The sequence below is a fragment of the Mycobacterium sp. 4858 genome (assembly GCF_900240975.1).
Taxonomy (GTDB): domain Bacteria; phylum Actinomycetota; class Actinomycetes; order Mycobacteriales; family Mycobacteriaceae; genus Mycobacterium.
This window is the reverse complement of record NZ_LT968776.1, coordinates 1,813,785-1,831,229: the sequence shown is the minus strand read 5'-3', so window position 1 is coordinate 1,831,229 and position 17,445 is coordinate 1,813,785. Positions and strand designations below refer to the sequence as shown.

18 protein-coding genes are annotated in these 17,445 nt (G+C 68.4%); 4 read left to right on the top strand and 14 right to left on the bottom strand.

Annotated elements, in window-relative coordinates; all coding sequences use genetic code 11:
- Positions 1 to 142: 142 nt before the first annotated feature.
- The gene (locus C1737_RS17175) at positions 143 to 1,168 is read left to right on the top strand and encodes an isopenicillin N synthase family oxygenase (protein ID WP_102418974.1); all 1,026 of its coding nucleotides are present in this window, start codon (positions 143 to 145) and stop codon (positions 1,166 to 1,168) included.
- A gap of 6 nt (positions 1,169 to 1,174) precedes the next feature.
- Positions 1,175 to 1,663 (top strand): flavin reductase family protein, encoded by a 489-nt coding sequence (locus C1737_RS17170; RefSeq protein WP_068095320.1) that lies wholly within the window; start codon positions 1,175 to 1,177, stop codon positions 1,661 to 1,663.
- Between the two features lie 5 nt (positions 1,664 to 1,668).
- Here the strand turns inward: C1737_RS17170 and C1737_RS26885 are convergent, their stop codons facing one another.
- From C1737_RS26885 to C1737_RS17145, 6 genes are all read right to left on the bottom strand, one after another.
- Positions 1,669 to 1,824: a hypothetical protein gene (locus C1737_RS26885; protein WP_197509049.1), complete on the bottom strand. Its 156-nt coding sequence runs from the start codon at positions 1,822 to 1,824 to the stop codon at positions 1,669 to 1,671.
- Positions 1,825 to 1,919: 95 nt separating this feature from the next.
- Positions 1,920 to 2,666 carry a succinate dehydrogenase/fumarate reductase iron-sulfur subunit gene (locus tag C1737_RS17165; protein WP_067918241.1) on the bottom strand — a complete coding sequence of 249 codons (747 nt, stop codon included), beginning with the start codon at positions 2,664 to 2,666 and terminating at the stop codon, positions 1,920 to 1,922.
- The gene (locus tag C1737_RS17160) at positions 2,666 to 4,582 is read right to left on the bottom strand and encodes a fumarate reductase/succinate dehydrogenase flavoprotein subunit (RefSeq protein ID WP_068095322.1); all 1,917 of its coding nucleotides are present in this window, start codon (positions 4,580 to 4,582) and stop codon (positions 2,666 to 2,668) included. Before C1737_RS17160 ends, C1737_RS17165 begins: the two co-directional genes overlap by 1 nt.
- A 39-nt stretch (positions 4,583 to 4,621) precedes the next feature.
- Positions 4,622 to 5,449: a hypothetical protein gene (locus tag C1737_RS17155; RefSeq protein ID WP_102418973.1), complete on the bottom strand. Its 828-nt coding sequence runs from the start codon at positions 5,447 to 5,449 to the stop codon at positions 4,622 to 4,624.
- 79 nt (positions 5,450 to 5,528) lie between these two features.
- Entirely contained in the window at positions 5,529 to 5,834 is a 306-nt protein-coding gene (locus C1737_RS17150) for a hypothetical protein (RefSeq protein WP_067917962.1), read from the bottom strand.
- A 265-nt stretch (positions 5,835 to 6,099) separates the two neighbouring features.
- Entirely contained in the window at positions 6,100 to 6,549 is a 450-nt protein-coding gene (locus C1737_RS17145) for an Hsp20/alpha crystallin family protein (protein ID WP_067917964.1), read from the bottom strand.
- Positions 6,550 to 6,776: 227 nt separating this feature from the next.
- Here C1737_RS17145 and nirB point away from each other — a divergent pair, with 227 nt between their 5' ends.
- The gene (gene nirB / locus C1737_RS17140) at positions 6,777 to 9,356 is read left to right on the top strand and encodes a nitrite reductase large subunit NirB (protein WP_102418972.1); all 2,580 of its coding nucleotides are present in this window, start codon (positions 6,777 to 6,779) and stop codon (positions 9,354 to 9,356) included.
- A complete protein-coding gene (gene nirD / locus C1737_RS17135) occupies positions 9,353 to 9,709 on the top strand; it encodes a nitrite reductase small subunit NirD (RefSeq protein ID WP_067917968.1) in 357 nt (118 codons plus the stop codon). The genes nirB and nirD overlap by 4 nt, the downstream gene beginning before the upstream one ends.
- Here nirD and C1737_RS17130 read toward each other — a convergent pair.
- From C1737_RS17130 to C1737_RS17095, 8 genes are all read right to left on the bottom strand, one after another.
- On the bottom strand, positions 9,706 to 10,158 hold the full coding sequence (locus C1737_RS17130; RefSeq protein WP_067917970.1) for a hypothetical protein: 453 nt from the start codon (positions 10,156 to 10,158) through the stop codon (positions 9,706 to 9,708). The genes nirD and C1737_RS17130 overlap by 4 nt on opposite strands.
- 73 nt (positions 10,159 to 10,231) lie before the next feature.
- Positions 10,232 to 11,011: a sirohydrochlorin chelatase gene (locus C1737_RS17125; RefSeq protein WP_102418971.1), complete on the bottom strand. Its 780-nt coding sequence runs from the start codon at positions 11,009 to 11,011 to the stop codon at positions 10,232 to 10,234.
- A complete protein-coding gene (locus tag C1737_RS17120; RefSeq protein WP_067917974.1) occupies positions 11,002 to 12,153 on the bottom strand; it encodes a uroporphyrinogen-III synthase in 1,152 nt (383 codons plus the stop codon). Before C1737_RS17120 ends, C1737_RS17125 begins: the two co-directional genes overlap by 10 nt.
- 77 nt (positions 12,154 to 12,230) lie before the next feature.
- Positions 12,231 to 13,628, bottom strand: coding sequence for an MFS transporter (locus C1737_RS17115; protein ID WP_102418970.1), 1,398 nt, complete (start codon positions 13,626 to 13,628; stop codon positions 12,231 to 12,233).
- Between the two features lie 352 nt (positions 13,629 to 13,980).
- Positions 13,981 to 14,892 (bottom strand): 5-oxoprolinase/urea amidolyase family protein, encoded by a 912-nt coding sequence (locus tag C1737_RS17110; protein ID WP_067917978.1) that lies wholly within the window; start codon positions 14,890 to 14,892, stop codon positions 13,981 to 13,983.
- Between the two features lie 15 nt (positions 14,893 to 14,907).
- Positions 14,908 to 15,582: an allophanate hydrolase subunit 1 gene (locus C1737_RS17105; protein WP_102418969.1), complete on the bottom strand. Its 675-nt coding sequence runs from the start codon at positions 15,580 to 15,582 to the stop codon at positions 14,908 to 14,910.
- A 112-nt stretch (positions 15,583 to 15,694) separates the two neighbouring features.
- A complete protein-coding gene (locus C1737_RS17100; protein WP_068095335.1) occupies positions 15,695 to 16,693 on the bottom strand; it encodes an ABC transporter substrate-binding protein in 999 nt (332 codons plus the stop codon).
- Positions 16,694 to 16,750: 57 nt separating this feature from the next.
- On the bottom strand, positions 16,751 to 17,335 hold the full coding sequence (locus C1737_RS17095; RefSeq protein ID WP_067917984.1) for a TetR family transcriptional regulator: 585 nt from the start codon (positions 17,333 to 17,335) through the stop codon (positions 16,751 to 16,753).
- Between the last annotated feature and the right edge of the window lie 110 nt (positions 17,336 to 17,445).

Below are 17,445 nucleotides of genomic sequence, written 5' to 3'. Positions count from 1 at the left end.
CCAGTAACACCGCTAAAATATCGCTCTCGGTTAGTTCAACGCAAGTCAATGTGAGCTAGATTTCATCGTCTAATTAACCAACCGGTTGGGGAGCCGATGTGGCGCCTCTGACCTGCGGCGATAACGAAACGGATCTGAAACTATGGGATGCATCACCACCCTGCCCGTAGTGGATCTGCGCACGTCGGCGGCCCCGTTGCGGCGGGGGTTGCGCGAGGCCGCGCACGAGGTGGGCTTCTTCTACCTGACCGGCCACGGCGTGCCCGACGAGCTCACCCGCAGGCTGCTGGGGGTGGCGCGGCGGCTGTTCGAGCTGCCCCAGCCCGAGAAGGACGCGGTCGCGATGGCGCGCAGCCCGCACTTCCGCGGCTACACCCGGCTGGGCGGCGAGCTGACCTGCGGGCAGACGGACTGGCGGGAGCAGATCGACATCGGACCGGAGCGGGCGCCCGTCGGGGGCCCGGGTAAGCCGGACTACCTGTGGTTGCAGGGGCCCAACCAGTGGCCGGCCGCGCTGCCCGAGCTGCCGGGCATCGTCGCCGAGTGGGACGCGGCGCTGTCCGCGGTGGCGCGCACGCTGCTCCGGCACTGGGCGGCCTCCCTGGGAAGTCCGCCGGACGTCTTCGACCCCGCCTTCGCCGAAACCCCCGCCACGCTGATCAAGATCGTGCGCTACCCGCGGAGCGCCGCCTCGCCGCAGGGGGTCGGCCCGCACAAGGACGCCGGGGTGCTCACGCTGCTGCTGGCCGAGCCGGGCAGCCGGGGCCTGCAGGTGCGCCGCCCCGGAACCCAGGACTGGATCGACGTGCCGCCCGCCGACGGCGCCTTCGTCGTCAACATCGGCGAGCTGCTCGAGGTGGCCACGGGCGGTTACCTGCGGGCCACCGAGCACCGGGTGACCCTGGACGCGCAGCAGGCGGAACGGATCTCGGTGCCCTATTTCTTCAACCCACGGTTGGACGCGCGGATCCCGGTGCTGACGCTGCCGGCCGAGCTGCGGGCACGCGCAGGCCGGGTGGTCGACCCCTCGGATCCGATCTTCTCCGTCTACGGCCGCAACGCCTGGAAGAGCAGGCTGCGCGCGCACCCCGATGTGGCTTCAGCGCACGGGTATTCGCCAGGTAGGGTCGGGGACGAGAATCCCGTTCTCGGCTCAAGGGGCGAATGAATTCCGGTGAACTCGAACAAGAACCTGACACCGTCCACACTTCGCGAGGCCTTCGGCCACTTCCCGTCGGGGGTGGTCGCCATCGCCGCGGAGGTCCGGGGCGCCCGGGAGGGCCTCGCGGCGAGCACCTTCGTCCCCGTCTCGCTGGACCCGCCGCTGGTGTCGTTCTGCGTGCAGAACACGTCGACGACGTGGCCCAAGCTCAAGGACCTGCCCATGCTGGGCATCAGCGTGCTCGGCGAGGCTCATGACGAGGCGGCGCGGACCCTGGCCGCCAAGACCGGCGACAGGTTCGCCGGCCTGGAGACGGTGTCCAGGGACAGCGGGGCGGTCTTCATCAAGGGCACCGGCCTGTGGCTGGAAAGCGCGGTCGAGCAGCTGATCCCGGCGGGGGATCACACCATCGTGGTGCTGCGGGTCAACGAGGTGACCATCGACGCCGAGGTGGCGCCGATCGTGTTTCACCGCAGCGTGTTCCGGCGCCTCGGCGCCTGACCGGGCTAGGGTCGGCGGCTGAGCTCGGCCCGATAGCCCGCAATCCGCCGCTCGATCTCGGCGGCGTCGTCGGGGCGGCCTTCCTTGCGCGCGAGATCGGCGCGCATGGACATCTCCCGGATCGCGGTTCGAATTTCGTTGACGCTGGTGGTTTCTCGCATATCGTCCACACTGCTTTTCGGTTGGGGGCAGACCGTCGGGTTCGGGCCCGACGGGGTGATATGCGGGTACCCGGCGTGCCGGGCGCGCTAACGCCTCAGCGCCGGAACAGCTTGTTGCCCAACCACACCACGGGGTCGTACTTGCGGTCGGCGACCCGCTCTTTCATCGGGATCAGCGCGTTGTCGGTGATCTTGATGTTCTCCGGGCAGACCTCGGTGCAGCACTTGGTGATGTTGCAGTAGCCCAGGCCGTGCTCCTCCTGCGCCTGGTTGCGCCGGTCCAGCGTGTCCAGCGGGTGCATCTCGAGCTCGGCGATGCGCATCAGGAAACGCGGCCCGGCGAACGCCTTCTTGTTCTCCTCGTGGTCGCGGATCACGTGGCACACGTTCTGACACAGGAAGCACTCGATGCACTTGCGGAACTCCTGCGACCGCTGCACATCGGCCTGCGCCATCCGGTACTCGCCCGGCTGCAGATCCTTCGGCGGCGCGAAGGCGGGGATCTCACGCGCCTTCTCGTAGTTGAAGGAGACGTCGGTGACCAGGTCCCGGATCACCGGGAAGGTGCGCAGCGGCGTGACCGTCACGACCTCGTCCTCGGCGAACGTGGACATCCGGGTCATGCACAGCAACCGCGGCACCCCGTTGATCTCCGCCGAGCAGGAGCCGCACTTGCCCGCCTTGCAGTTCCACCGCACCGCGAGGTCGGGCGTCTGGGTCTGTTGCAGGCGATGGATGATGTCGAGCACCACCTCGCCCTCGTTGACCTCAACCGTGAAGTCTTGCAGCGCGCCGCTGGCATCGTCACCGCGCCACACACGCATGGTCGCGTTGTAGGTCATTAGCCTCTCCGTCCTGGATGCTCGGCCAGCTCGTCGTCGGTGTAGTACTTCTCCAGCTCGGAGATCTCGAAGAGCTCCAGCAGATCCGGCCGCATCGGCACCTGGTCCTTGCGGGTGATGCTGATGTCCGGGATCACCTCGTCGCCGCCGGCGGCCTGGCAGACCAGCAGCACCTTGCGCCAGCCCGAATCCATCGACGGGTGGTCGTCGCGGGTGTGGCCGCCGCGGCTCTCGGTGCGCTCCAGCGCGGCCTTGGCGACGCACTCGCTGACCAGCAGCATGTTGCGCAGGTCGATGGCGAGGTTCCAGCCGGGGTTGTACTGGCGACCGCCCTCGACGTGCATGTTCTTGAACCGCTCGCGCAGCTTGTCCAGGCGGGAGAGCGCCTCGGAGACCTCGTCGGCCTTGCGGATGATGCCCACCAGGTCATTCATCGACTGCTGCAGCTCGAGCTGCAGCGTGTAGGGGTTCTCCGCCGCGGCGCCGTTGGCCGGTCCCTCGAACGGGGACAGCGCCCGCTTCGCCGCGGTCTCGACGGCGTCGGCCGAGATGGTCGGGCGGCTGCTGAGCGCGCGCACGTAGTCGGCCGCGCCCAGCCCGGCCCGCCGGCCGAAGACGAGCAGGTCCGACAGCGAATTGCCGCCCAGGCGGTTGGACCCGTGCATGCCGCCGGAGCACTCGCCGGCCGCGAACAGGCCCGGGACGGTGGCCGCACCCGTGTCGGCGTCGACCTCGACGCCGCCCATCACGTAGTGGCACGTGGGCCCGACTTCCATCGGCTCCTTGGTGATGTCGACGCCGGCCAGCTCCTTGAACTGGTGGTACATCGACGGCAGCCGCCGCTTGATCTCCTCGGGCGTCAACCGGGACGCGATGTCCAGGAACACGCCGCCGTGCGGGCTGCCGCGGCCGGCCTTGACCTCCGAGTTGATCGCGCGCGCGACCTCATCGCGGGGCAGCAGGTCGGGGGTCCGGCGGGCCGAGTCGTTGTCCTTGAGCCACTGGTCGGCCTCTTGTTCGGTCTCGGCGTACTGGCCCTTGAACACCGGCGGGATGTAGTCGAACATGAACCGCTTGTTGTCAGAGTTCTTCAGCACCCCGCCGTCGCCGCGGACGCCCTCGGTGACCAGGATCCCCTTCACGCTGGGGGGCCACACCATGCCCGTGGGGTGGAACTGGACGAACTCCATGTTGATCAGCGATGCGCCGGCCCGCAGGGCCAGGGCGTGCCCGTCGCCGGTGTACTCCCAGGAGTTCGAGGTGACTTTGAACGACTTGCCGATGCCGCCGGTGGCCAGGACCACCGCGGGCGCCTCGAACAGGACGAACTGGCCCGTCTCGCGCCAGTAGCCGAACGCGCCGGCGATCGCGTCACCGTCCTTGATCAGTTCGGTGATGGTGCACTCGGCGAACACCTTGATGCGCGCCTCGTAGTCGCCGAGCTCGGCGTGATCCTCCTGCTGCAGCGAGACGATCTTCTGCTGCATGGTGCGGATCAGCTCCAGGCCGGTGCGGTCACCGACGTGCGCCAGCCGCGGGTAGGTGTGCCCGCCGAAGTTGCGCTGGCTGATCTTGCCGTCTTTGAGGCGATCGAACAGCGCGCCATAGGTTTCCAGCTCCCAGACGCGGTCCGGTGCCTCCTTGGCGTGCAGCTCGGCCATCCGCCAGTTGTTGAGGAACTTCCCACCCCGCATGGTGTCGCCGAAGTGGGTCTTCCAGTTGTCCTTCGGGTTGGTGTTGCCCATCGACGCCGCGCAGCCGCCCTCGGCCATCACCGTGTGGGCCTTGCCGAACAGCGACTTGCACACCACCGCGACCTTGAGGCCGCGTTCGCGCGCCTCGATGACCGCACGCAGCCCGGCGCCGCCGGCACCGATGACGACTACGTCGTAGGCGTGCCGCTCGACCTCAACCATGAAACCCTCGCTAAATTCTGGTTTTCCTCAGATGGCCTGTCAGCCAACAAATCTCAAATCGGGGATGGCGCCGCCCGCCACCAGTGCGATGTAGAAGTCGGTGAGCATCAGGGTGCCCAGCGTGATCCACGCGTACAGCTTGTGCCGGGTGTTGATGTGGCTGACCTGGGTCCAGATCCAGTACCGCACAGGGTGCTTGGAGAAGTGTTTGAGCCGTCCGCCGGTCACGTGCCGGCACGAGTGGCAGGACAGCGTGTAGACCCACAGCATGACGACGTTGCCCACCATGATCACGTTGCCCAGCCCGAAGCCGAAGCCGCCGGGCCCGCTGTCCGAGTGGAACGCGATGATCGCGTCGTAGGTGTTGATCACCGAGATGATGCCGGCGATATAGAAGAAGTACCGGTGGCTGTTCTGGATGATCAGCGGGAGCCGGGTCTCGCCGGTGTAGTGGACGCGGGGCTCGGCCACCGCGCAGGCGCTGGGCGACTGCCACACCGTGCGGTAGTAGGCGCCGCGGTAGTAGTAGCAGGTCAGCCGGAACAGCAGCAGGAAGGGCAACGTCAGCGCCGCGTAGGGCAGCCACCAGACGTCCGGCAGGATCTGCGGCCAGAAGTCGCCGGCCGCCCCGCACGCCTTGCTCACGCACGGCGAGTAGAACGGGGTCAGGTAGTGGTACTTCGGGACGAAGAAGTCGTCGCGTTGGAACGCGCGCACCGTCGCGTAGATGACAAACGCCGCGAAGCCCAGGTCGATCCGCAGCGGCGACATCCACCACCGGTCGGTGCGTAGGGTCCGTTGGGGGATGCTGGCGCGCGTGGGTGAAAAGACACCTGACGCAGGACGGTTCGCCGTGGGTGCGCTCATCTAGTGTTCCTCTTCGAACGGGCTGTTGGTCGAAGGGTACACAGAGAGCACCCCCTCATTTTTCGGGGGGCTTGGGTTGTCAGTACCTGCTGTGACCCCCGACACCCTCGTCGTCGACGTCGCGCCAGAATTCGCTGTCGTACTGGGTGTCGGGGATGACGATTTTCTCGCCGGAATGCTGCACGGTGGCCCGCGTCAGGTCCAGCTCGGATACGTCGGTGTCGAGCAATTCGACGTCGGACAGGATGCGGTTCGCGTCGATGACGATGCGCCGCATCGCCGGGTTGTCGCCGTAGCGATTCCTCAGGGAGCCGACGCACCGCCGCAGGCCGCCGATCAGATCGTGAAGTTCGGCGAGTTCAGTAGTGCCGGTAGGAAGTGTCACCGGATATCTCCTAGGGCGGGCGGTGTTGCGGATCACAGTACGCTTCCGATCCTATCCACGGCACAGCCCGGCGTCAGCCGACTCGCTTCCTTACTTTCTTATGTCTCCGCAGCCCGCGCTGGTGGGGGAGGCCGCCGCCGCGCAGCCGCGGGTCGCGGTCGACAAAGGCGGCTTCGCCCGCCCGTTGCCGCGCCGCTGGAGAAAAGCGCTGGGCGGCAAGCGGTTCCGGCGGGGCGCATGCCCTGCCGGAACCGTTGTCCACCTGTTACTTGCTGATCGCGATCCGCTGCGCCTGGCTTCCGGCGTACACGCCGGCGACCCGCACCGTCAGCACCCCGGCGTCGTACGAGGCCGTGACGGCGTCGCCGGTGATGTGGGCCGGCAGCTGGAACGACCGGCGGAACGACCCGTAGCGGACCTCGCGCAGGGTGCGCCCGTCTTTCTCCCCTTCGTCCTTGGCGTGCTCGTCGCGGCGTTCGCCGTGGATCACGAGCCGGCCACGGTCGACCTCGACGTTGACATCCTTCTCGACGTCAACGCCGGGGAGCTCGACACGTACGATCGCGTCGTCGCCGTCCTTGACGATCTCGCACGCCGGATTAAATCCGCTGGTGGCGGGCTTGTACCAGTCCGTCGCGGCGGCGGGTCCGAAGAAGTCGCGCAACCACCGGTCGGTGTCCCAGGCCGGTCGCGACCACAAGGGGAGGTTACTCATCGGGATCTCCTTGTACTTCCTTGAGCTTTGTTGTGGATTTGCTGTGTCCGGCACCCTTTCGGCCGGCTGTAAGAAGAAACATGAGTCGACCACGCTAAAGTTCCACCTAGGCGTTCGCCTCGGGCGAACGAATATTCACAACGCTCCCTGTGAGTTGTGAGATCCTCGTCATAGGACCGTCACATTGGGCGAAATCGCGGTAATTTCTCGCCGCTAATCTCAAAGCCATGGCTGCAGACGGGATTTCGCGTGCGCACTGTGCGGGCGGTCACATCGTCGTAGTCGGGCACGGCATGGTGGGGCACCGGCTGGTCGAGGCGCTCCGGGCGCGCGACACCGAGGGCCTCTGGCGCATCACGGTTTTCGCCGAGGAGGCGGACGCGGCTTACGACCGCGTCGGGCTTACCTCGTACACCGAAAGCTGGGACCGCAAGCTGCTGGCACTGCCGGGCAACGACTACGCGGGTGACGACCGGGTTCGGTTGGTCTTGAACGCTCGGGTGACCGAGATCGACCGGGAAGCGAAGTCCGTGGTGACTGCCGACGGGCAGCGGTGCGGCTACGACACGTTGGTGTTGGCCAACGGGTCCTACGCCTTCGTCCCCCCGGTGCCGGGCCATGACCTGGCGGCGTGCCACGTCTACCGCACGCTCGACGATCTCGACGCCATCCGCGCCGACGCGCAGCGCACGGCGGAAGCCGGTCGCTCCCCGGCGGGCGTGGTCATCGGCGGTGGCCTGCTGGGCTTGGAAGCCGCTAATGCGCTGCGCCAGTTCGGCTTACAAACACACGTCGTCGAGATGATGCCACGCTTGATGGCCCAGCAGATCGATGAGGGCGGCGGCGCGTTGCTGGCCAAGATGGTCGGCGACCTGGGCATCGCGGTGCACGTGGGCACGGGCACGGAGTCGATCGAAGCGATCGACCATCCCGACGGGGTGTCATCGGTGCGGGTGCGCCTGACCGACGGTGAGGTCATCGACGCGGGGCTGGTCATTTTCGCGGCCGGCATCCGGCCGCGCGACGAGCTGGCCAGGGCCGCAGGGCTGGAGCTTGCCGAGCGCGGCGGCGTGCTCACCGACTTGGCCTGCCGCACAAGCGATCCGGACATCTACGCGGCCGGTGAGGTCGCGGCGATCCAGGGCCGGTGCTACGGCTTGGTAGGACCCGGCTACACCTCCGCCGAAGTGGTGGCCGACCGCCTGCTGGACGGCGCCGCGGAGTTCGGCGAAGCGGACCTTTCCACCAAGCTCAAGCTGCTCGGTGTCGACGTCGCCAGCTTCGGCGATGCGATGGGGGTGACCGAGAACTGCCTCGAGGTCGCCATCAACGACGCGGTCAAGAAGACCTACGCCAAGCTGGTGCTGTCCGACGACGCGAAGACCCTGCTCGGCGGTGTCCTGGTGGGCGACGCCTCGGCCTACGGGGTGCTGCGGCCCATGGTCGGCAGCGAGCTGCCCGGGGATCCGCTCGCGCTGATCGCCCCGGTCTCCGGCGACGCTCCGGCGCTCGGGATCGGCGCGCTGCCGGATTCCGCCCAGATCTGCTCGTGCAACAACGTCACCAAGGGCGATCTCAAGTGCGCGATCGCCGACGGCTGCGCCGACGTGCCCTCGCTCAAGTCGTGCACCGCGGCCGGCACGTCGTGTGGCTCGTGCGTGCCCCTGCTCAAGCAGCTGCTGGAAGCCGAGGGCGTGGAACAGTCCAAGGCGCTGTGCGAGCACTTCAGCCAGTCGCGGGCGGAGCTTTTCGAAATCATCTCGGCCACCGAGATCCGGACGTTCTCCGGCCTCCTGGAGCGCTTCGGCCGCGGAAAGGGTTGCGACATCTGCAAACCCGTGGTCGCCTCCATCCTGGCCTCCACCGGCTCGGAGCACATCCTGGAAGGCGAGCAGGCCTCGCTGCAGGATTCCAACGACCACTTCCTGGCCAACATCCAGAAGAACGGCAGCTACTCGGTGGTGCCGCGGGTGCCCGGCGGTGACATCAAACCCGAGCACCTGATCCTGATCGGCCAGATCGCGCAGGACTTCGGGCTCTACACCAAGATCACCGGCGGACAGCGCATCGACATGTTCGGCGCGCGGGTGGACCAGCTGCCGGAGATCTGGCGCCGGCTGGTCGAGGGCGGCATGGAGTCGGGCCACGCCTACGGCAAGGCGCTGCGCACCGTGAAGAGCTGTGTCGGCACCGACTGGTGCCGCTACGGGCAGCAGGATTCGGTGCAGCTGGCCATCGATCTGGAGTTGCGGTACCGGGGTCTGCGGGCGCCGCACAAGATCAAGATGGGCGTCTCCGGTTGTGCGCGCGAGTGCGCCGAAGCGCGTTCCAAGGACGTCGGCGTCATCGCCACCGAGAAGGGCTGGAACCTCTACGTCGGCGGGAACGGCGGCATGACGCCCAAGCACGCCCAGCTGTTGGCCAGCGACCTGGACACCGAGACGCTGGTCCGCTACGTCGACCGGTTCATCATGTACTACATCCGGACGGCCGACCGGCTGCAGCGCACGGCGCCCTGGGTCGATTCGCTCGAGGGCGGCCTCGACCACGTGCGCGAGGTCGTGTGCGAGGACTCGCTGGGCCTGGCCGAGGAATTCGAGGCCGCAATGGAGCGGCACGTGCAGAACTACAAGTGTGAATGGAAGGGCGTGCTCGACGACCCCGACAAGCTGTCGCGGTTCGTCTCGTTCGTCAACGCCCCGGACGAGGTCGACTCGACGGTGGAATTCACCGAGCACGCCGGGCGCAAAATCCCCGTTTCCATTGGGATGCCGAAGATCCGTACGGGAGCTGGAGAGGAATCATGACACTTCTCAACGACATTGCGGTGTGGACGACTGCCTGCGAGTACGACCGCCTCATCCCGGGCCGGGGCGTCGGCGTGTTGCTCGACGACGGGTCCCAGGCGGCGTTGTTCCGGCTCGACGACGGCTCGGTGCACGCGGTGGGCAACGTCGACCCGTTCTCCGGCGCGGCCGTGCTCTCCCGCGGGATCGTGGGGGACCGCGGGGGCCGGGTGACGGTCCAATCGCCGATCCTCAAGCAGGCCTTCTCACTGGAAGACGGTGAATGCCTGGACGATCCGAACTTCTCGGTGCCGGTGTACCCCGCGCGTGTCACCGACGACGGCTTCGTCCAGGTCGGCCGGCTCGCCGCCTAGCGGGTGATGTCGCCGACGAGGTAGCGCTGCATCGTCGGGCCGATCGCGTCGACGAGCGCGTCGACCGACATCGAATGCAGTGGCTCCGAGCGGATGCCGTAGCGCATGATGCCCAGACCCACCAGCTGCGAGGCGCACAGCGAAGCCCGCGTGGCGGCCTTGTCCGCCCCCAGCAGCTTGAGCAGCGGGCCGAATACCGGCCCGACGAACATGCTCTGCACGGTTTCGGCGGTCTTGGCCATCCCGGTGGAGGCGATCGCGCTCGCGGCGAAGGGGCCGCCGCCGGCGGCGTCCCAGGTGGTGATCAGCATGCGCAGCGTTTGACGGCCCACCTGATTGGCCCCGCCGGTGACGATGCGGTCGATGAATTCCGGTGTGCCGAACGGCAACCGCAGCATCTTGGCGACCGGGTCGAGGAGCCCACGCGACGGCTCTTCGCGACGGGGCATGGTGCCAGGATCGCCGGAATCAGGCCAAAGATCAAGCGTCGCGGGCGTCGGCGCGCCTCGACGATCGGCGCCTTCAGGCCGCCGGATTCGGCCGCACGATGCGGTCGTGCACCCACCGCTGGGCGCTCGAGCGGCGCGAAGCGTGCCGGACGGTGGGGGCCAGCACCGGCGGCATGGCCCGGCGGAATCGGTTGGCGATCAGGCGTGTCAGGCCCGGATGGGTGCTCAGCGGTTGGCTGACCAGGTCGGCGCCGCAGGCGCGCAGCCTCTCCTGGAACAGGCCGTCGGCCAGCAGGTAGGAGGCGACCACGACGCGCGCGTTGGTGCGGCGGGCCTGGCGTCTCGCCTCGTCCACCGCTTCGGGCAGCTGCGGGTCCCCGGTGGCCGCGAAGGCCAGACCCACTCGCGACCCGGTGAGCGCCGACACCAGCGTCGCGGTGGTGTGCAGGTCGGCGCGCGCTTTGACATCCGATGTTCCCGCCGCGGCCAGGATCACCGAATCACCCGGGCGCCAACCGCATTTGAGCAATTGGTCGCCGACGATCCGGGCGATCTGGCCACTGGGGCCCAGGGCGGGGGTGACGATGACGTTGGGGTGCCCGCTCTGCCCGACGTGGGCCGGCAGGTCCGCGCGGACGTGGTAGCCGCGCGACAAGAACGCGGGCAGCACGATGGCGGGCCGGCCGGTGGCCTTCGCCCGCGACAGCACCTCGCTGGGGGTGGGCCCCAACACGTCGACGAACGCGACCTCCACCGGGCGTGCGATCAACGAGCTTGCCTGCGTGGCAAGCTGTTCGACCATCGCCACACCCTCCGGCCGGCGGGTCCCGTGCGCGACCAGGATCAGCGCCATGAGGCGTCCGCCCGTTGCTCGGTCGCGAGCCGGTAGCCACGCTTGACCACCGTCGCGATGATGTTCTTGTCGCCCAGGGCCGTCCGCAGCCGCAGCACCGCCGTGTCGACGGCGTGCGGGTCGTTGCTGTTGCCGGGCAGCGCGCGCAACAGGTCACCGCGGGGGACGACGTCGCCGGGGCGTTTCGCCAGCGCACGCAGGATTCCCATGCCCGAGGGCGACAGCACCTTGATCGAGCCGTCCACCAGCACGCAGGTGCCGCGGATGTCGACCGTGTGGCCGGCGGCCCGCACGGTGCACGAACCCAGCAGCGGCAGCTCTTCGGCGACGTGACGGGCCAAGGCGCCCAACCGCATTCGTTCCGGCGACGACGTGGGCACGCCTTTGCGGATCAACGGCTTGGACGTCACCGGGCCGACGCACATCGCGTGCACGTCGCTGCGCAGGGCGCCCAGCAGTTGGTCCTCGACGTCGAGCTCGCGGCTGCGCTCGAGCACCGCCGCCGCCGCGGGCGCCGACGTGAAGGTGACCGCGTCGAACTGCCGCGCCGCGATACCTGTCACGAGCTGATCGAACGTGCCGCCCAATGGCGTTGGCTTCCAGCGGTATACCCGGACGGGCACCACCTGGGCGCCCGCCAGGCGCAACCCGCCGAGGAACTCCGGGAAGGGATCCCACGCGTCGGCGGCGCCGTGCAACTGGACCGCCACCCGCAGCCCGGCCACTCCCGAGTGGAGCAGGTATTCCAGGACTTCCTGCGATGACTCGGAGTCCGGGGACCACTCCTCGTGCAGGCCGGCGGCGCGCAGTGCGCCGGTCGCCTTCGGCCCGCGCGAGACGATGCGGGCCTTTGACAGCGCGGTGAGGAGTGGGTTGACCAGCCCCCACCCCTCGGCCGCGGCGAGCCACCCGCGGAAGCCGATGCCGGTGTGCGCGACGAGGACGTCGGGTGGCTCGGCGATCAATGCCTCGGTGTTACGGTGCAATTCGTCGTCGTCGGGCAGCGCGATCATGTTGATCGCCGGCGCGCTGCACACCTCGGCGCCGTGGCGGCTGAGCAGCGCACACAGCTCCTCGGAGCGCCGGGCGGACGTTACCGCGATGCGGTAACCCGTCAGCGGCGGGGAGTCCGGCTGGCCCATATCACCTGTGTATGCCTGTCAGATTTCGGTTGCGTTACCTGGCAATTGCTTGCGCATTGCCCACCATGAGGGCGCGCTCACACGCGTGCCAGGGCGCCTGCCGTCTCACCGTCCACCGCCTCGGTGGGCGGTGCCGGTCGGCGCACGTAGACCGACCACGTGACGATCGCGGCCACGACGTAGGAAGCAAGGAACGCCCAGTACGCCGACGTCTCCTCCCCGGTGGCCAGGTAGGACTGGCGCAGCGCGAGGTTGATGCCCACCCCGCCCAGCGCACCCACCGCGGAGCAGATGCCGATCAACGCTCCCGCCTTGGCGCGCGCCCAGTGGCGGCGCTCGTCCTCGCCCATCTGCAGGGCGCGGCTGCGCGCGTCGTACACCGAGGGGATCAATTTGAACACCGAACCGTTGCCCATCCCGGACAGGACGAACAGCACCATGAAGCCGATGACGTAACCGATCATGCTGGTCGAGCGGTCCCCGGCGTTGTGATCGTCGATGGTGCTGATGATGACCAGCAGCCCGGCCCCCAGCGTCATGCCGGCCAGCACGCCGAGCGTGACCCGGCTGCCGCCCTTGCGGTCGGCCAGCCGGCCGCCGTAGATGCGGGCCAGCGAGCCCAGCAGGGGGCCGATGAAGGCCACCTGCGCGGCGTGCAGCGCCGCGTGCTTGGCGCCCTCCCCGTTGGCGAGGAAGTTCACCTGCATCACCTGGCCGAAGGCGAAGGAAAAGCCGATCCAGGAGCCGAAGGTGCAGATGTAGAGCAGCGAGATCACATAGGTGTCACGCTCGAACAGGATCGAGCGCATCGTGTTCAGCTCGGTGCCGTGGCTGAGGTTGTCCATGAACAGTGCGGCCGCGAGCCCGACGACCACCAGCGCGACCAGGTACACCGCGCACACCCAATACGGCGCCTCGTGTCCGGCCGTGGCCAGCACCAGGAGTGCGACCAGCTGGATCACCGCCACCCCGAGGTTGCCGACACCGGCGTTGACGGCAAGTGCCGAGCCCTTGAGCCGCTGGGGATAGAAGGCGTTGACGTTGGCGAGCGAAGCCGCATAGTTGCCGCCGCCCAGCCCGGTCAGGGCCGCGCACACCACGAAGGGCCACAGCGGAAGGCCGGGGTTGGCGAGCAACACGATCGTGCCGACGGTCGGGATCAGCAGCACGAACGCCGAAAACGCGGTCCAGTTACGGCCGCCGAAGGTGGCGATGCCCAGGGTGTAGGGGATCCGGGCCAGGCCACCGACCAGCGTGGCGACGGCGCCCAGCAGCAGCTTGTCGCCGGCGGAGAAGCCGTAGACGTGCTCCGGCATGAACAGCGCCATGACCGGCCAGAGCGTCCAGACCGAGAAGGCGACGTGGTCGCCGGCGATGGTGCACAACAGGTTGCGGCGGGCGATCTTCCTGTTGCCCGCCTCCCAGGCCGCCGGGTCTTCTGGATTCCAGTCCGCGATGCGGTGATTGCGGGCCATCCGAACGTCACCTTTCGTCGACTGCCATGCGGGAAGGGCGCGCCGCAGTGCTCGTTTCCGTTGCCCCGCGGGCGAATTCGGCTGGGGCCCGCGCCGGGAGAAAATCCGGGCGCCCCGAATGAAGAGGCATGCCCCGCCGCGTGTTTCGATGCTCACATTCGGGGCGGGAATGGGTCAACTCAATCGGGCCCGAATCGGCTGTTAGTTGATTACCAGTTATCTGGTAAGTCGCTGTAGGCGGCGCCCGACGGTGAAATGGCCAACCAAATCAGGTGATTCGAAGCCGTCGCGCGGCTTGGTGTGAGCTGGAATACATTTCGGCGGACAACGGGCCCAAGTGAGCCTGGAACGACTACGGGAACGGCCAGGCGCCGGCACGCGGCTGGGCGCCGACCAGGACCCTGGGGCGAGACCAGTGCAGGCGCACCGACTGGCCGGGGCGCACCTGGGCGATCTTGTCGATGTCCCCGTCGACCACCACGCCCACCACCGGGTAACCGCCGGTGACCGGGTGATCGGGCCCCAGGATCACCGGTAACCCGTTGGGCGGCACCTGAATCGCCCCCCGGGTGGTGCCCTCGCTGGGCAGCTGGCGGTCCGGGTAGCGGTACTGCAGCGGGCGGCCGGTCAGGCGCATCCCCACGCGGTCGCTGCGGTCGGAGGCCACCCAGTCGTTGTGCACCAGGACGTCGGGGTCGACGAACCAGTCGTCGCGCGGCCCGGGCACCACGGCCAGCTCGACGGCGCTGCCGGTGATCGCCGCCACCGGAGCCTGATCCAGTTCGGGATAGTCGGGGGTGTGCTCCCCGACCGGGAGCTCGTCTCCCACCCGCAGCGGTCCCGGGCCGATGGCCGACATCACGTCGTAGCTGCGCGAGCCCAGCACCGGCTCCACTCCGATGCCGCCGCGCACCGCGAGATATGTCCGCAGCCCGGCGCGAGGCGTGCCCAAGGCGATCACCTGGCCGTCGCGGACATGTTGAATGCTGTTGGTGCCGAACTTTTTTCCGTTGACGGTCGGGTCGGTGTCGGCGCCCGTGACCGCGATGTCGACGTCGCCGCCCCGGACACGGGCCGCGAATCCGCCTAACGTGACCTCGACGGTGGCGCGGTCAACGGGGTTGGCGACCAGCCGGTTGGCCAGCTGGTGGGCGCGACGGTCGGCCGCCCCGGACCGGCTCACGCCGAGGTGGGCCAGCCCCGGCCGGCCCAGGTCCTGGACGACGGCGAGCGGGCCGGTGCGAAGGATCTCCAGGGTTGCCACGGTGGTCTCCTTACCTCAGACGGCCCGGAACTGAACCCAGGTGCCCTGCGTCAGCAGCGCCGGTTGGGGCCGTTCGAGGTCCCACATGACCGCGTCGGTGCGGCCGATCAGTTGCCAACCGCCCGGCGACTGGCGCGGGTATATCGCGCTGAATTCGCCGGCCAGGCCGACCGAGCCGGCGGGCACCGAGGTGCGTGGCTCCGGGTGGCGCGGCACCCGCAGCCGGGGATCCCCGTCGACCAGGTACGCGAATCCCGGGGCGAACCCGCTGAATCCGACCCGCCAGAGCGAACCGGTGTGGGCGTCGATCACCTGCGGGATGGTCAGCCCGGTGTGGTCGGCCACCTCGGCGAGGTCCGGGCCGTCGTAGGCGACGTCGATCACCACGTCGGCGCGGCGATCGGACGCGGGGACCTCCTCGGCGGTGACCCGCATCTTGCGCAGTCGCTGACGGATCACGCCTTGGCGGCGCGGGCCGTCGAGCTTCACCAGCACCGTGCGCGCGGCAGGGACGATGTCGACCACGCCGGGCAACGCCGCGACCCGCAACTGCGCCGCCCACGCCAGCACCTCGGCGGTGCTGCCGCATTGCAGCATCAGCGCGCTGTCGCCGAAGTCCAGAACCGTGTTGCCGACCAGGTCCGTGGGCAGGTCCCTGGGCACGTTGTCGGTAAGGTCCGTCACGCTCATTACTCGACGGTAACCGCCCGATCGCCGGCCGGGCGAGGGGCGGGCGACGGATTTTCGAACACTGCCAGAGCTGCCTTAGCAAACACTCAAACGCCGCCGGCGCGGCGGGGATCTAACCGAGGATTTTGGCCAGCTGCGGGGGCAGCTGGTCGGCGACCAACGGGTAGCTCAGCGGCGAGGAGAACGCGATCGCGCCGGCCTGCTCCTTGGTGGTGAAGACGTGCCGGTTCTGCGCGGTGGCCTGTGACCCCGCCACGTCGGGGTCGGCGAGCAACGCCTTCTGGTCGTCGGGGCTCTCGGTTGTCCAGATGAGCACGTCGGCAGAGTCGAGCACCGCCTTGACGCGGTCGCGCGGGATGACGGCGCGGTGGCCGGTGCCGAACGGCTTGATGCTGTCGGCGATCACCAGGCCCATCTGATTGAGGAAGTCCGTGCGCCAGCCCGCCATGGCCGCGACGACGGTCCCTTGCCAGAGGGCGCCCTCCATCAGCAAGGCCTTCTTGCCCGTCCAGGTCGGGTGTTCCTTGCCGACGGCGGTGAACCTCTGGTCGACCCCGTCGATCAGCGACTTCATCTGGTCGGCCTGGAACACCGCCCGGCCGATGACGGCGGCCTGCTCCTTCCACGGCTCGAAGAACGCGTCACCGTCCGACTGCGGCACGGTCGGGGCGATCGCGGAGAGTTTCTGATAGGTGTCGGCGTCCACCCCGGCGTTGGTGGCCACGATGAGATCCGGTTTGAGGCCCGCGATCTGGTCCACCGGGATCCCGTTGTCGAGGTTGAGCACCACCGGCTGAGCCCCGCCGAGCTTGGCTTGCGCCCACGGCCACACCGCGAACGGCTGATCGCCGAACCAGTTGGTCACGGCGATCGGTACGACGCCGACCGCGAGCAGGTCGTCTTGCTCGGTGTACCCGGCACTGACCACGCGCTTGGGGGGCTCCTTGATCACGGTCTGACCGAAGAGGTGGTCGATCGTCACCGATTTGCCGCCGCCGGTATTCGAGGACGGTTTGCCTGACGAGCACCCCGCCGGGGCGCCGGCGACCGCGGCGACGGCTGCAGCCCCTGCGAGCTGCAAGAATCCCCGTCGATTCCAACCCTGTCGCATCGCGTGAGATTATCGCGTTCCCCGCTCGCAACGCCCGTCGCCGCGCGGTTGCGCCGCTCAGCCCAGCGGCATGCCGGCGTCCAGGAAGTCCAGCGCCCGATAGATGGTGTCGGAGGTCTTCGGCGCGCTGTCATAGGCGGCCATCATGGCGCCGACCATCGCGCCGACGAACACCCGGACCTCGAAATCCGTTGCCGGACGGCCGATCCGGCGACCGATCGCCTCCGCCATGACATTCACGGTGCGGTAGTACTCGTCGTAGAGGGCGGCCTTGAGCTCGGGTATCGAGAAGATCAGGCGCTGTCGGGTGTTCTCGAACTCCAGCTGCTCGGGCGACAGGCCGGCCATCGTGCTGGCGTACGCGCGGCGGATGGCCTGGCTGGGTGACAACTCCGGTGGCTGGGCGTCGAACGCCGCCAGTATCAGCGGATCGAGGTCGTCGGCCAGCAGCAGCGACTCCTTGGATCCGAAGTACCGGAAGAACGTGCTGGGGGACACCTCGGCGGCGTCGGCGATCTGTTCGATGGTGGTGGCGGCGTAGCCGTTCGCGTCGAACAGGCGGAACGCCTCACGGCGCAGGGCATGACGGGTCTTGATCTTCTTGCGTTCGCGCAGCCCCAGGGGCCGATCGGTCGCCTGCATGCGGCAATTCTCCCGCACTGGGCGGGCAAAAAGTTCTGACAAGCGGGGAACGGCCGTTGCGAGATCCACGTATCGCCGACGTAACTGCGTCCACGCGGCCCGGTAACAGT

Excerpts from the sequence above, each read along its gene's own strand:
- C1737_RS17175 (WP_102418974.1), top strand. The coding sequence starts at position 143 with ATGGGATGCATCACCACCCTGCCCGTAGTGGATCTGCGCACGTCGGCG.
- C1737_RS26885 (WP_197509049.1), bottom strand. The coding sequence starts at position 1,824 with ATGCGAGAAACCACCAGCGTCAACGAAATTCGAACCGCGATCCGGGAG.
- C1737_RS17165 (WP_067918241.1), bottom strand. The coding sequence starts at position 2,666 with ATGACCTACAACGCGACCATGCGTGTGTGGCGCGGTGACGATGCCAGC.
- C1737_RS17160 (WP_068095322.1), bottom strand. The coding sequence starts at position 4,582 with ATGGTTGAGGTCGAGCGGCACGCCTACGACGTAGTCGTCATCGGTGCC.
- C1737_RS17155 (WP_102418973.1), bottom strand. The coding sequence starts at position 5,449 with ATGAGCGCACCCACGGCGAACCGTCCTGCGTCAGGTGTCTTTTCACCC.
- C1737_RS17145 (WP_067917964.1), bottom strand. The coding sequence starts at position 6,549 with ATGAGTAACCTCCCCTTGTGGTCGCGACCGGCCTGGGACACCGACCGG.
- nirB (WP_102418972.1), top strand. The coding sequence starts at position 6,777 with ATGGCTGCAGACGGGATTTCGCGTGCGCACTGTGCGGGCGGTCACATC.
- nirD (WP_067917968.1), top strand. The coding sequence starts at position 9,353 with ATGACACTTCTCAACGACATTGCGGTGTGGACGACTGCCTGCGAGTAC.
- C1737_RS17130 (WP_067917970.1), bottom strand. The coding sequence starts at position 10,158 with ATGCCCCGTCGCGAAGAGCCGTCGCGTGGGCTCCTCGACCCGGTCGCC.
- C1737_RS17125 (WP_102418971.1), bottom strand. The coding sequence starts at position 11,011 with ATGGCGCTGATCCTGGTCGCGCACGGGACCCGCCGGCCGGAGGGTGTG.
- C1737_RS17120 (WP_067917974.1), bottom strand. The coding sequence starts at position 12,153 with ATGGGCCAGCCGGACTCCCCGCCGCTGACGGGTTACCGCATCGCGGTA.
- C1737_RS17115 (WP_102418970.1), bottom strand. The coding sequence starts at position 13,628 with ATGGCCCGCAATCACCGCATCGCGGACTGGAATCCAGAAGACCCGGCG.
- C1737_RS17105 (WP_102418969.1), bottom strand. The coding sequence starts at position 15,582 with ATGAGCGTGACGGACCTTACCGACAACGTGCCCAGGGACCTGCCCACG.
- C1737_RS17100 (WP_068095335.1), bottom strand. The coding sequence starts at position 16,693 with ATGCGACAGGGTTGGAATCGACGGGGATTCTTGCAGCTCGCAGGGGCT.
- C1737_RS17095 (WP_067917984.1), bottom strand. The coding sequence starts at position 17,335 with ATGCAGGCGACCGATCGGCCCCTGGGGCTGCGCGAACGCAAGAAGATC.